Annotated in this window: 14 protein-coding genes and 1 pseudogene; 11 read left to right on the forward strand and 4 right to left on the reverse strand. The window is 63.7% G+C overall.

Annotated elements, in window-relative coordinates; all coding sequences use genetic code 11:
• Positions 1 to 38: 38 nt before the first annotated feature.
• Both NKH98_RS02925 and NKH98_RS02930 read right to left on the reverse strand, forming a co-directional pair.
• Complete coding sequence (locus NKH98_RS02925; protein WP_352896581.1) at positions 39 to 809, reverse strand: sulfite exporter TauE/SafE family protein; 771 nt, start codon at positions 807 to 809, stop codon at positions 39 to 41.
• A gap of 95 nt (positions 810 to 904) precedes the next feature.
• Positions 905 to 1,354, reverse strand: coding sequence for an Lrp/AsnC family transcriptional regulator (locus NKH98_RS02930; RefSeq protein WP_254816455.1), 450 nt, complete (start codon positions 1,352 to 1,354; stop codon positions 905 to 907).
• A gap of 132 nt (positions 1,355 to 1,486) precedes the next feature.
• Here NKH98_RS02930 and NKH98_RS02935 point away from each other — a divergent pair, with 132 nt between their 5' ends.
• From NKH98_RS02935 to NKH98_RS02945, 3 genes are all read left to right on the forward strand, one after another.
• A complete protein-coding gene (locus NKH98_RS02935; protein ID WP_352896585.1) occupies positions 1,487 to 2,371 on the forward strand; it encodes a DMT family transporter in 885 nt (294 codons plus the stop codon).
• Positions 2,372 to 2,476: 105 nt separating this feature from the next.
• Entirely contained in the window at positions 2,477 to 3,124 is a 648-nt protein-coding gene (locus NKH98_RS02940; RefSeq protein ID WP_352896587.1) for a thiamine phosphate synthase, read from the forward strand.
• 1 nt (position 3,125) lies between these two features.
• A complete protein-coding gene (locus NKH98_RS02945) occupies positions 3,126 to 4,157 on the forward strand; it encodes a tetratricopeptide repeat protein (RefSeq protein WP_352896590.1) in 1,032 nt (343 codons plus the stop codon).
• Between the two features lie 43 nt (positions 4,158 to 4,200).
• Here NKH98_RS02945 and NKH98_RS02950 read toward each other — a convergent pair whose 3' ends face one another.
• The gene (locus NKH98_RS02950; RefSeq protein WP_352896592.1) at positions 4,201 to 5,217 is read right to left on the reverse strand and encodes a zinc-dependent alcohol dehydrogenase family protein; all 1,017 of its coding nucleotides are present in this window, start codon (positions 5,215 to 5,217) and stop codon (positions 4,201 to 4,203) included.
• A gap of 114 nt (positions 5,218 to 5,331) precedes the next feature.
• Between NKH98_RS02950 and NKH98_RS02955 the strand changes: the two genes are divergently transcribed.
• From NKH98_RS02955 to NKH98_RS02985, 7 genes are all read left to right on the forward strand, one after another.
• The gene (locus tag NKH98_RS02955; protein ID WP_352896595.1) at positions 5,332 to 6,189 is read left to right on the forward strand and encodes a LysR family transcriptional regulator; all 858 of its coding nucleotides are present in this window, start codon (positions 5,332 to 5,334) and stop codon (positions 6,187 to 6,189) included.
• 139 nt (positions 6,190 to 6,328) lie between these two features.
• Positions 6,329 to 6,895: an elongation factor P gene (gene efp, locus NKH98_RS02960; RefSeq protein WP_254816449.1), complete on the forward strand. Its 567-nt coding sequence runs from the start codon at positions 6,329 to 6,331 to the stop codon at positions 6,893 to 6,895.
• 25 nt (positions 6,896 to 6,920) lie between these two features.
• On the forward strand, positions 6,921 to 7,721 hold the full coding sequence (locus tag NKH98_RS02965) for an inositol monophosphatase family protein (protein WP_352896599.1): 801 nt from the start codon (positions 6,921 to 6,923) through the stop codon (positions 7,719 to 7,721).
• 99 nt (positions 7,722 to 7,820) lie between these two features.
• On the forward strand, positions 7,821 to 8,528 hold the full coding sequence (gene trhA, locus NKH98_RS02970; protein WP_352737797.1) for a PAQR family membrane homeostasis protein TrhA: 708 nt from the start codon (positions 7,821 to 7,823) through the stop codon (positions 8,526 to 8,528).
• A gap of 115 nt (positions 8,529 to 8,643) precedes the next feature.
• Positions 8,644 to 9,669 carry a MotA/TolQ/ExbB proton channel family protein gene (locus NKH98_RS02975; protein WP_352476085.1) on the forward strand — a complete coding sequence of 342 codons (1,026 nt, stop codon included), beginning with the start codon at positions 8,644 to 8,646 and terminating at the stop codon, positions 9,667 to 9,669.
• 1 nt (position 9,670) lies between these two features.
• Positions 9,671 to 10,702, forward strand: coding sequence for a peptidoglycan -binding protein (locus NKH98_RS02980; protein WP_352465687.1), 1,032 nt, complete (start codon positions 9,671 to 9,673; stop codon positions 10,700 to 10,702).
• 265 nt (positions 10,703 to 10,967) lie between these two features.
• Positions 10,968 to 11,363, forward strand: coding sequence for a hypothetical protein (locus NKH98_RS02985; protein WP_352896602.1), 396 nt, complete (start codon positions 10,968 to 10,970; stop codon positions 11,361 to 11,363).
• 79 nt (positions 11,364 to 11,442) lie between these two features.
• Here NKH98_RS02985 and NKH98_RS02990 read toward each other — a convergent pair.
• Positions 11,443 to 11,583 (reverse strand): annotated as a pseudogene (locus NKH98_RS02990) (DUF1304 family protein); the annotation flags it as partial.
• A 102-nt stretch (positions 11,584 to 11,685) separates the two neighbouring features.
• Between NKH98_RS02990 and NKH98_RS02995 the strand changes: the two are divergent.
• Positions 11,686 to 13,170, forward strand: a complete 1,485-nt coding sequence (locus NKH98_RS02995) for a carboxypeptidase M32 (RefSeq protein ID WP_352896605.1) — start codon at positions 11,686 to 11,688, stop codon at positions 13,168 to 13,170.
• Positions 13,171 to 13,172 lie beyond the last annotated feature (2 nt).

The raw sequence follows: 13,172 nt of genomic DNA on the forward strand, positions 1-13,172 counted from the left end.
TTTAAGGAATCCGGCGGCGGCCGACTGGGGCCGCCGTCTTACACGAGGCCGGCGATGCCGTCCCACAGAAGCTTGACCGCCACGACCGCTACGGTCGCATAGGTGAAGGGATAGAACAGTTCCGGCTGCATCCGCCGCACCAGCCAGGCGCCGGCGATTGTCGACAGCGGCGCCAGCGGCATCAGCACCGCCGACGCGGTCAAATTGGTGGTGTCGAACTGGCCGAGCGCGAAATAGGGGATGAGCTTCAGCGCATTGGTGACGGCGAAGAAGATCGCCGCAGTGCCCGACAGCACCTTCGGATCGAGCCTGATCGGCAGCGCATAGACCTGAAAAGGCGGGCCGCCGACATGGGCGACGAAGCTGGTGAACCCGGCAACGGTACCCCAGAAGCCGGCGGCGACGCGGTTGGGCTCCGCTGCATGGCCGGCACCGTGGCGGAGTTGCAAATAGAGCCAGCGCAGCACGAAGATCAAGGCAACCGCGCCGACGATCAGCCGCACCATCTCTTCGGTTACAAGTGCCGCCGTCAGCCAGCCGAGGGCGATGCCGATCACGGCGCCCGGCATCATGTCGGCCAGCATCTTGCGGTCGAAGATGCCCCACCATGTCCACACCGAGACAATGTCCATCAGGCACAGAATTGGCAGAAGAATTGCGGCAGCCTGAACCGGCGGCATGGTCAGCGCCATCAACGGCACGCCGACAAAACCGACGGCGCCGCCGAAGCCGCCTTTCGACAGGCCGACGAGGATGACGGCCGGAATGGCCGCGGCATAGAACCAGGGATCGACGAGCAGGCCTGACATGAGGGAAAGGAGGCTGGAGGGAAAGTGATCTCTGGAATAGACCAGAAATGATCGGACCGCGACCGCAAATATGTGGACCACGGCACCGAAACCCGTCACATGTTTGGCATGTCGAGCGGTGGCGGGCGTCTCCGGATCGGCTGCGCCTTGATGATGGCGGTGCTGGTTTCAGCCTTGTCGGCGATGCGGTCGAGAATCCCGTCGAGCTCACCGATCGAGCGGACGAACAGCCGGGCAACGAAGCAGTCATCGCCCGTCACCTTGTCGCATTCGCCGAATTCCGGGATTTCCTCGATCAGCTTCTGGACGATGTGCAGCTTCCCCGGCAATGGCCGGATGCGGACGATCGCCTGCAAGGCGTAGCCGAGCGCCTGCGGATCGACGTCGATGGTGAACGCACGGATAACGCCGCGATCCTCAAGCCGCCGAAGCCGCTCCGAAACGCTTGGCGACGACAACCCGACCTGCAGCGCCAGTTCCTTCAGCGAGGTCCGTGAATCCTTGACCAGGATATCGAGGAGCTTTCTGTCGAGATCGTCCAGCATTTTGCAATTCCAGGGAAAGAGCGATGTTTGCCTAATTTAATGAGGCTTGCCCTGCATATCACCAGCTGCAAGTCATGGAAAGACCCGATCCGCCGTGGGATTATCAAATCGCAACGGGTTTCAGGAGCATCCATGGACAACACGGTACGCGGCACGATCGAAATGACGGCGGCGATGGCGATCCTCGGCACGATCGGCTGGTTCGTCGTCCTTTCCGGCCAGCCCATCATGGACGTGGTGTTCTGGCGCTGTGCTTTCGGGGCGGTAACGCTGCTGATCATCTGCGCGGCGCTGGGACTGCTGCGCGGCAGGCTGTCGCTTCGCATTGTCGCGATCGCGGCTCTCGGCGGTGCTGCCATCGTTATCAACTGGCTGCTGCTGTTCAGCGCGTTTTCGCGTGCCTCGATCTCGATCGCCACGGCTGTCTACAACACGCAGCCCTTCATGCTGGTGGGTTTTGGCGCGCTCTTCTTCTCTGAACGGCTGACGATGACCAAGCTGACCTGGCTCGGCATTGCCTTCGCCGGCATGCTGCTGATCGTGCAGGCCGCGCCCGATGCAGGCGATCATGGTACCGATTACTTTACCGGCATTGCGATGGCGCTGGCCGCGGCTTTCTTCTGGGCCGTTGCGGCTATCATCACCAAGAAACTCAAAGGCACGCCGCCGCACCTGATCGCCTTGATCCAGGTCTGTGTCGGCGTTGTCATGCTGGCACCCTTCGCCAATCTCACCCACCTTCCCGCCGACGCGCGGAGCTGGGGCATGCTGGCGACGCTCGGCATCGTCCATACCGGCCTGATGTACATCCTCATGTACGGCGCCATCCAGAAGCTGCCGACGCATCTGCAGGGATCGCTGTCCTTCATCTATCCCGTCGTCGCCATCCTCGTCGACGTGGTCGCTTTCGGTCATCGTCTGCAGCCGGCGCAGATCGTCGGCGCCGCCGCCATCCTGGTCGCCGCCGCCGGCATGAATCTCGGCTGGTCGCTGTGGAAATCGAAAGTGCCCGCCTAGAGCCCGCAAGCGACGCCCTGCCGCCTGTTCAACTCCCGCACTTTGCTCTATGCCGCAATGCAACCATCTTCGCCCGGCATAGGCGATAACCGGGACCGAACACCAATGAATGACGCAACGCCGCCCAACCGCTGCCGTATCGTGCTGATCGCGCCGCCGAACGTGCCGGCCGAGCGCATCGCCGCGGCCTTCGACGGCGGTGACGTCGCCTCGCTTATCCTGCCGGAAAACGGTATGGACGAGGCCGCCTTCCAGGCCTTTGCCGAGCAGATCGTGCCGGTGGCGCAAGCGGCCGGCATTGCCGTCATCATTGCCGGCGACACCCGCATCGCCGGCCGCGTCCAGGCCGACGGCATTCATGTCGAGGTCGGCAAGGACGAGCTCGCCGAAACGATCGAACATTTCCAGGCCAGGATGATGGTCGGCACCGGCGGCGCCAAGACCCGCGACGATGCGCTGGAACTCGGCGAGCTCAGGCCTGATTACATCTTCTTCGGCCGCTTCGGTTACGACAACAAGCCGGAGCCGCACCCGCGCAACCTGTCGCTGGGGCAATGGTGGGCGGACGTGATCCAGATCCCTTGCATCGTCATGGCCGGATCCGACCTTGCCTCGGTGGAAGCGGTCGCCGCCACCGGCGCCGAATTCGTTGCGCTGTCCAGCGCCGTCTTCGCCGACGGCGTCGATCCGAAGACGGCGGTCGCCGCCGCCAACGCGCTGCTCGACGAAACCGCGCCGCGCTTCGAGGACTGACGTGCTCTCGCGGAAAATTTTTTTCAGCGCCTTTCTTGCAACGGCCGTGACGCAGGCGATAGCGGCGGAACCCGTTCCGCTACCCCAGCCCAGGCCGGATTCCAGCGAACCTGCCGATAAGCCGATCGCCGCACAATTGCCGCAGCCAGCCACGACCGCCCCGTTGCCGTCGGCCGATACCATCAACCCCGACCGCTTCGGCGCAAAGCCGTCCGACGCCGCCTACGGCGCCTTTCAGCGCGGGCTCTACAAGACGGCCTACAATCTTGCGCTGTCCCGTGCTCAAAACGGCGATCCGGCGGCACAGACGCTGGTGGCCGAGATACTGTCGCGCGGCCTCGGCGTGCCGGTCGACGCGGCTGGGGCGGCGAAGTGGTATGCGCTTGCCGCCGAGCAGGGCGTGCCGGAATCGCAATTCCAGTATGCGCTGATGCTGCTCGACGGCCGCTACGTCAAAAAGGACGAAAAGGAAGCCTATGCGCTGATGCAGGCCGCCGCCGAGGCCGGCAATCGCCTGGCGCAGTTCAATTTTGCGCAGCTGATGGTCGAGCAGGAGCCCGGCGATGCCGGTATTGCCAAAGCCGTATCCTATTACGAGCGCGCTGCCGCGACCGGGCTTGCCGACGCACAATATGCGATGGCACAAGTCTACGCCAACGGCGCCGGTGGCAAGCCGCGCGACGATGTCCGCGCCCGCGGCCTGCTGGCACAGGCCGCGCGGCAGAACTACGACACCGCACAGATCGATCTCGCCACCTGGATGATCGAGGGGCGCGGCGGCGCACGCGACCTGAAATCCGGCTTCAACTGGATGAAGCAGGCCGCAGAAGGCGGCAATGTCGCTGCCCAGAACCGTCTCGCCAAGCTCTACATGAACGGCATCGGCACCGATCCGGATCTGATCCTAGCCGGCGCCTGGTATGTTGTCGCCCGCCGCGCCGGGCTCATCGACCAAGAAATGGACGATTTCCTGCAGGGCCTGACCGACGAGCAGACACAGCAGGCGCTGCAACGGGCCAACCGCCTGCCCTGATCGCGATCTCGCGACTCATCGCACCCGGGCTCGTCAGGCGGGCTCACTGCGTATGATCGAGCACGACCTTGCCGAAGGGCGAGCCGTGTTCAAGGTACCGAAAGGCTTCGGCGGCCTGGTTCCACGGCATAACCCGGTCGATCACCGGTCTCAACCGGTTGACGACAATGGCGCGGTTCATCGCTTCGAAGGATTCGCGTGAGCCCACCGGTATGCCTCGCGCCCGGACCTGCCGGCGGAAGATGTCGAGCGGGTTGATGGCGCCGTCACTGCCACCGAGATAGCCGATGACGTTGATCTGGGCGCCGCGCGCCGCTGCCCTCAGGGATTGTGCAAAACTCTGCGGTCCGCCAACCTCGATGATATGGTCGGCGCCGCGGCCATCCGTCAATCCCAGCACGGCCGATGCCCAGTCGGGGACGCTGCGATAGTTCACGCCATCCTGCGCGCCAAGTTGCTTTGCCCGCGCAAGCTTCTCGTCGCTGCTCGACGTCACGATGACGCGCGCCCCGGCAGCGGCGGCGAACTGCACCGCAAACAGCGAAACGCCGCCGGTGCCGAGGCAAAGCACGGTGTCGCCGGGTTTGACGCTGCCCTCCGTAAACAGCGCGTGCCATGCCGTCACGCCGGCGCATGGCAGCGTCGCTGCTTCGAGTTCGCTCAGATTGACCGGCGCCAGCACCGCCGCCTGTTCGTCGAGCCGGGCAAATTCGCTGAGCAGCCCGTCGATTGGGCCGCCGCGTTGATAGGAGGGCTCAGCCATCGCGAAACTGCCACCGACCCAGCGTTGCCAGAAGGTGCCGCAGACCCGGTCGCCGATCTTGAACCGGCTGACCTCGGCGCCGATGGCAACGACTTCGCCGACGCCGTCCGACAGCGGCACCAGCGGCAATGCAAACTTCGTGTGATAGCTGCCGCGGACGATCTCGGCATCGCGGTAGTTCAGCGTCGTGGCCTTGACCTTCACAATCATCTCCTGGCGCCCTGGCTCAGGCATCGGCCGCTCGATCATTTTGAGGTTCTCGAGGCCGCCCGGGCTCTGCAATTCGATCGCTTTCATCGTCGTTCCTTTCCAGCTGGGTCCTGCCGGAGGAAAAATCGCTTGCCACCCATCCGATTTCAAATTCATAATGTTCAGGATAATTATGCTTCTATGACATGCTCGGGTGTATTCATGCTTGAAGAACTGAAAACACTGGCCCTCTTTGCCGAGGAGGGTTCGATTCAGAAGGTGGCTCGACGCCTGCCATTGACGCAGCCGGCCGTCACCCGCCAGATCCAGCGGCTGGAGGAAATGCTCGGCACGGAATTGCTCGACCGCCGGCTGAAACCGTCACGACTGACCCCGGCCGGCGTAGAAGTGCTGGCACGCGGCAAGGACATTCTCGCCGCGGTCGACGCGCTGAGATCATTCGCCAAGGGCGACGAGCCGGAGGGCCTGCTGCGGCTCGGCCTCGCGCATGGACTTTGCGACAAAGCTGTGGCCGCCGCTATTGCTGATGCCGTGGCGCGGTTTCCGAAGGTCTCGCTGCGTCTGAAGAGCGGCTGGAGTCTTGAGCTGGCCGACCAGCACAAGCGCGGACAGCTCGACCTCGCCTTCATCCTGGACGGCAGCAATTCCAAAGCCGGCGACGGTGTTGTCGGAACCGAGCCCCTCGGCATCATCGCTGCCGAAAACACCGGCCGGCAAGTTGACGTCAAGACCATGCCCTGGGTCCTCAGCCCTGAACCTTGCGACGCGCGCCGGCGGCTGGCGGCCGCCCTTGCCGAGGGCGGCCACAGGTTGATCGTCGGCGCTGAGATTCAGGACAGCGCGCTGCAGATCGACTGGGTTCGTCGAGGCCAGGGCCTTGGCCTGCTGCCCAGGCGGCTGCTGCGGGAAAAGCTGCCGCAGGGCATTGCCCTGGTCGACGCTCCCGGCCTCGAGCTGTCGCTGCGAATTGTCGTCCTGCGTTCGCCGCACCTGCATCTTTTGAGAGAGGTCGCCGACGCAATGACCGAGGCCGTCACCGCGGCTGTCAGGGCGGACTGAGGCCGCCGCGCCGCACTGCCGGGCCAGCTTCGTTCCCGCTTCACCTGAAAGGCGCTCCTTGCCTCTGCTGGCGATTTGTGGTCTTGGAGGCGCCAAATTGCCCTTTGCGGCGATCATCTCATTTCCGGATCACCTCACCATGGCCAAGATCAATGGCAACGAAATCCGTCCCGGCAACGTCATCGAGCATGATGGCGGCCTTTGGGTGGCGGTCAGGACCAACACCGTCAAGCCCGGCAAGGGCGGCGCCTACAACCAGGTCGAGCTCAAGAACCTGATCAACGGCACCAAGCTCAACGAGCGCTTCCGTTCGGCCGAAACGGTCGAGCAGATCCGGCTCGATCTGAAGGATTTTTCTTTCCTCTACGAGCAGGGCGACGCGCTGGTGTTCATGGACACCGAAAGCTATGAGCAGCTCGAACTGCAAAAGGAGTTCGTCGGCGATCGCGCCGCCTTCCTGCAGGACGGCATGATGGTGACGGTCCAGCTCTATGACGAAAGGCCGATCGGCATTTCGCTGCCCGACTATGTCACGTTGACCATCACCGAGGCCGACCCGGTGGTGAAGGGCCAGACGGCAGCCTCGTCCTACAAGCCGGCGATACTCGAAAACGGCATCCGCGTGCTGGTGCCGCCGTTCATCGGCTCGGGCGAGCGCATCATCGTCGATACCAACGAAATCACTTACGTGCGCCGCGCCGACTAAAGCGCGGGCAGCAGGAAGAAACACAATGGCGCGTTCCGCGATCCTCAATGTCATGGTCCAGGCCGCAATGAAGGCCGGCCGCTCCCTGTCGCGTGACTTCGGCGAAGTGCAGAACCTGCAGGTCTCGATGAAGGGGCCAGGCGACTATGTCAGCCAGGCCGACCGCAAGGCCGAAGATATCGTCTTTGCCGAACTGTCGAAGGCGCGGCCCGGCTACGCCTTCCTGATGGAGGAACGCGGCGTGATCGAGGGCGACGACGGCCAGCACCGCTGGATCGTCGACCCGCTCGACGGCACCACCAATTTCCTGCACGGCATTCCGCTCTTTGCCGTTTCAATCGCGCTGGAGCGCCAAGGCCAGATCGTCGCCGGGGTCGTCTACAATCCGGCGATGGATGAGCTCTATACCGCCGAGCGCGGCGGCGGCGCTTTCATGAACGACCGCCGGCTGCGCGTCGCCGGCCGTACCAAGCTGGTCGATGCGGTGATCGGCTGCGGCATGCCGCATCTCGGGCGTGGCCAGCACGGCAATTTCCTCATCGAGTTGCGCAATGTCATGGCCGAGGTTTCTGGCGTCCGCCGTCTCGGCTCCGCCTCGCTCGATCTCGCCTACGTCGCCGCCGGCCGCATGGACGGGTTCTGGGAAACCGGCCTGTCGGCCTGGGATGTCGCCGCCGGCATCTTGCTGATCCGCGAGGCGGGCGGTTTCGTCTCCGATTTCGCCGGGGGACAGGACGTGCTGAACGCCGGTTCACTGGTTGCCGGCAACGAACTCATCCAGCGCGCGCTGTTGAAGACCATAAAAAGGCCACTCTCAGGCAGCTGATAGAGGCGCGCCGCGCTGAAGCGCCGCAGTCGCAAAACCGCAACCAAAGCTTGAAATACTCGCCCGCGGCCGCCCAGATAAGGCGACGCAGGATCATCGATGACGAACAGCCGGCCCAAATCCCAGAGCGAATTCTCCCAGCTCGACATTCCTTTTATGGGGCGCTGGCATTACTCGCGCGCCGAGATCATCGCCGACGGCGTTGTCCACGCCGTGGGCATCGTGCTGGCGATCGCTGCCGGCTCGACGCTGCTGGCACTGGCCGCCTATCGAACCGGCCCCGGCGAATATGTCGCCGCCGCATTCTATGTGGTCTCGCTGCTCACCGTGCTGTCGATTTCGCTGGCCTATAATGTCTGGCCGGTGTCGTCGCCGGCAAAATGGATATTGCGGCGCTTCGACCATGCCGCGATCTACCTGCTGATCGCTGCCACCTACACGCCTTTCCTGGCCCAGCTCGGCGGCTCGCCGCTGGCCGTTTCGATGATCGTCCTGGTCTGGACCGCCGCGGCGGTCGGCATCGCCATCAAGGTCTTTCTTCCCGGCCGTTTCGACCGGCTGGCGATCGTCTTCTATCTAGCCATCGGCTGGAGCGGTCTCGTTCTGGTGGAGCCGCTCGTGCGGACGCTGCCGGCGACATCGATCGCGCTCATCGTTGCCGGCGGCATCGTCTACTCCTGCGGCGTGATCTTCTTCGCCTGGAGGGGCCTGCGCTTCCACAATGCGCTGTGGCATGGCTTTGTCGTCACCGGCGCCGGCCTGCATCTGGCCGCCATGGTCGACTGCCTGGTCATCAACCGGCTTTGACCTCCGGTCGCGGACAGTGGCAATATTGCCAAGCGCCATTCAATTTCGTCACAATTCCGTTTAGAGTCGCAAACACAAATTGATCGGCGGCGACGGCATCGGAAACGGGGCACGGATGACTCTTCTCAGATCCTTCGGCATGGGCAGGCGCTCCGACGTTCTGATCTACGATCCGCACAAATTGTCGAGCCCGCAGGTGTTTCTGCTGACCATGGTGATCTTTCTGTTCATCGTGGCCTTTATCGCCGCCATCCTGACGCGCCAGATCTCGACCGCCTTCGTCACCAATCCCGGTCTCAACGGCCTGATCATCGGCGTGCTTGCGGTCGGCATCCTGCTAGCCTTCGTCCAGGTCGGCCGGCTGTTCCGCGAGGTGCGCTGGGTCAACTCGTTCCGCGCCGGTTCCGAGACCACCGAACCGGTGCTGCTGGCGCCGATGAAGGCGATGATCGGCCGCTCCTCGACGATTGCCTTCTCGACCAGTTCGATGCGCACCATGCTGGATTCGATCGCCACCCGCCTCGACGAAAGCCGCGACACGTCGCGCTACCTTGTCGGACTGCTGGTGTTCCTCGGCCTGCTCGGCACCTTCTGGGGCCTGCTCAACACGATCGGCTCGATCCGCGAAACCATCGAGTCGCTCGATCCCGGCACCGGCGATGCCGCCGCCGTGCTCGAATCCCTGAAGCAGGGGCTTTCCGCGCCGTTGGCCGGCATGGGCACCGCCTTCTCGTCCTCGCTGTTTGGCCTCTCCGGCTCGCTGGTGCTCGGCTTCCTCGACCTGCAGGCCGGCCGCGCCCAGACGCGCTTCTATACCGAACTCGAAAACTGGCTGTCCTCGGTCACCGACCTGTCCTCCGACATCGTCGTTGCCGACGCGGCGAGGACCGAACCCTCCGAGGAAATCCGGCTGTTGTCGGAAAAACTGCGCACTCTGCAGGAAAATGGCGGCGGCTCCAATCCGCGCGTGGCCACTGCCATGGCCAATCTCGCCGACGGCATTTCCGGCCTGGTCAAGAACATGCGCTCGGAACAGCAGATCATGCGCGACTGGGTCGAGGCCCAGTCCGACGAGCAGAAGGCGATGCGCAACACCCTGGAGAAGATCGCCGACGCCTTGAAGAAGCCCGGAGTGCATTGACGTGGCGTTGGCGCGAGGCCGGCGCTCCGACCGCCGCATCGATTACTGGCCGGGCTTCGTCGATGCGCTGTCGACGCTGCTGTTGGCGATCATGTTCCTGCTCACGGTTTTCGTTTTGGCGCAATTCCTGCTCGGCCGCGAGATCTCCGGCAAGGACACGGTGCTCAACCGCCTCAACTCGCAGATCAATGAGTTGACCCAGCTTCTGGCGCTGGAGCGCTCGACGACACAGGACAAGGAAGACACCCTTGCCAATTTGCAGGCATCGCTATCCGCATCGGAGGCCGAAAAAAGCCGGCTCGAGCAATTGCTGGCGCAAGGCGCCGGTGCCGGCGATGCCGCCAACCAGCGCGCAACGGCCCTTTCCGGCGAACTCGACAGCCAGCGCCAGATCAGCCAGCAGGCGCTGAGCCAGGTCGAGATCCTCAACCAGCAGATTTCGGCGCTGCGCAAGCAGATCGCGGCGCTCGAACAAGCGCTCGACGTGTCCGAAACGCGCGACCGCGAATCCAACACCAAGATCGCCGATCTCGGCCGCCGCCTCAACGTCGCACTGGCGCAACGCGTGCAGGAGCTGAACCGCTACCGGTCCGATTTCTTCGGCCGCTTGCGTGAAATTCTCGCCGATCGCGAGAACATCCGTATCGTCGGCGACCGCTTCGTCTTCCAGTCGGAAGTGCTTTTCCCGACCGGCTCCGAAGTGATCAACGATGCTGGCAAGGTCGAGATGAAGAAGCTTGCCGATGCCATCATCGAATTGCAAAAGGAAATCCCGCCGGAGATCAACTGGGTGCTGCGCGTCGATGGCCACACCGACAATAAGCCGCTCTCCGGCACCGGCCGCTACCGCGACAATTGGGAATTGTCGACGGCGCGCTCGACATCGGTGGTCAAGTTCCTGATCGAGAACGGTGTGCCGGCCAACCGGCTGGTCGCGGCCGGCTTCGGCGAATTCCAGCCGCTCGACCCCGCCGATACCGAAGAGGCGCGCAACAAGAACCGCCGTATCGAGTTGAAGCTGACCGAGCGGTGATCTGCAAGCCTTTGGCTTGTATGCGCCAGGTCGAGCCGGCTCAAGTCGGCGGCATTTAGTGCACTGGTGCGGCAGCGGCAAGAGCTGAAAAAATTACCTTTTTTTTTTAATTACCTTTTGCCGCCACGGCCTTCTAGCCTTGGTCATGGGCCGAGAACCGCCGGCGGTGGAACCGCTCATCGCGACGCGATGGAACCTGACGGCCCGCGGCCGGAAGGCAGGGCCCCTCCCAACCACCGCCTTCCCCAGTAAAGGAGACGCAACCATGCGCTTCTTCGCTCCCAGGAATTTTAGGACCGCTGCGCTCGCCACACTTCTCCTCGTTCCGTTTGCCGGCGCTTACGCCGGCCCACGTGAGACGGCCTTGATCAATCAGATCCAGAGCGTGGAGACAGGTATCCAGGGCGCCATCCAGTCGAGCAAGCTCGAGCCGGGCGAGGCGCGTGACTTGCGCACGCAGCTCGCTCAACTCGACCGGGCCGCCGAGAGGGCCGCACGCGATGGAACGATGCCGAGCACGCAATATCAGCAGTTGCTGGCGCAGCTCGACGATGTCAGCCAAAAGCTGCGCGCTGATACCGGCAGTGCCTTCCTCGTCGGCAACGGCGCCGATGGCGGATATTATCCGAACGGCTATGGCCCAATCTATCCAGGCGGCTGAAATCGGCCGCAGTGCCCGGCGCTGTGGCAATTGATTTTGCGCGTGATCCTTCTCCAGCTTTCGGTTCAGGGATCATGGGCTAGCCCAACGCCTGCGCAATCAGCGCCAGCACTGCCGGCACTGTTCGGATGAACAGGATTTTACGGCCCGCCGTTGCCGCGCCGTAAAGGCCGGCGACGGCGACGCAGACCCGGACGAAGGCTTTGAACTGGAAACCGGCCGTTGCGGCCGGCATTCAATGCGTCGGTCGCGGGCGGCTTTCGGGGTTGCCAACAGTTTTGCATTCATATCTTTTCTCGCCGTCAAATCAGCGGAACCCACAATGTCCTTTCAAAAACTCGACGACCTCGGCCACAAGCTCGAAGCACTGGAACACGCCCTCGCCATCCTCGGCGCCGATGAAGCGACCCATATGGCGGTCGGCGGCGGCGAGAAGCGCGCGGAGGCAATGTCGGCGCTTGCCGGCATGCACCATGCCCGGGCGACTGCACCGGAGATTGCCGATTGGATCGCGGCGGCCGAGCAGGAAGCGCTGAACGAAGAGCAGCAAGCCGCGGTCAGGGAATTCCGCCGGCAATACACCAACCTGACCTGCCTGCCGGTCGAGTTCGTCGAGCGCCAGACGACTGCGCGCATGCGCTCCGAGCAGCTCTGGCGCGATCTGCGCGCCAAGAACGACTGGGCCGGCTTCCTGCCGGCGCTGGAAGGCGTCGTGGCGCTGGTCCGCGAGGAGGCGGCACTTCGCGCCGAGGTGCTCGGGCTCGAGCCTTACGACGCGCTGATGGAGCAATATGACCCGGGCAATCGCGCCGCCGACATCACGCCTGTGTTTGCCGAGTTGAAGACCTTCCTGAAAGGCTTCGTACCGGAGGCACTTGCCGTGCAGGAAGAGCGGCTGGCGAAACATCCGCTAAAGCCGCTTTCCGGCAGCTACCCCTTGGACAAGCAGCGCGAGCTCGGCCTCGCCATGATGACGGCAGTCGGCTTCGACCTCACCCACGGCTCGCTGTCGGTTTCGCACCATCCGTTTTGCGGCGGCGTGCCGAGCGACGTGCGCATCACCACCCGCTACAAGACCTCGGATTTCCTGTCGGCGCTGATGGGCGTGCTGCACGAGACCGGCCATGCGCTGTACGAGCAGAACCTGCCGAAGGCATGGGCGCACTGGCCGCTCGGCAAAGCGCGCGGCATGGCGGTGCATGAAAGCCAGAGCCTGTTCGTCGAAAAGCAGATCGGCCGCAATCCAGAATTCTGGCGCTGGGCGCTGCCGGTGGTCGAAAGACACCTTGGCGAGAGCTGGACGATCGACGACATCCTGCCGCATGTGCACCGGGTCGAGCGCGGCCTGATCCGTGTCGATGCCGACGAGGTCACCTATCCGCTGCACGTCATCCTGCGCTACGAGCTGGAGCAGGAGCTTGTCTCGGGACGGCTGGAAGCAGCCGACCTGCCCGAGGCCTGGGATGCCAAGATGCGCGATTATCTCGGGCTGTCGACATCAGACAATCCGGCTGATGGTCCGATGCAGGACGTCCACTGGCCGGGTGCCGCCTTTGGCTATTTCCCCTCCTACACGCTCGGCGCCATGATGGCGGCGCAGCAATGGGCGGCGCTGACAAGGGATCATCCTTCAGCCGACGAAGACCTCGCCAAGGGAGATTTCGCCGCGATCAACGACTGGCGCCGCAAAAGGATCTGGTCGCAAGGCTCGCGCTGGTCGACGCCGGAACTGCTCGAACGCGCCACCGGCGAAAAGCTCAATGCCGCGCATTTCACCGATCACCTGAAGAAGCGGTACCGCAACTGAGC

It is taken from the genome of Mesorhizobium sp. M0833, assembly GCF_040319905.1.
Classification (GTDB): Bacteria; Pseudomonadota; Alphaproteobacteria; order Rhizobiales; family Rhizobiaceae; genus Mesorhizobium.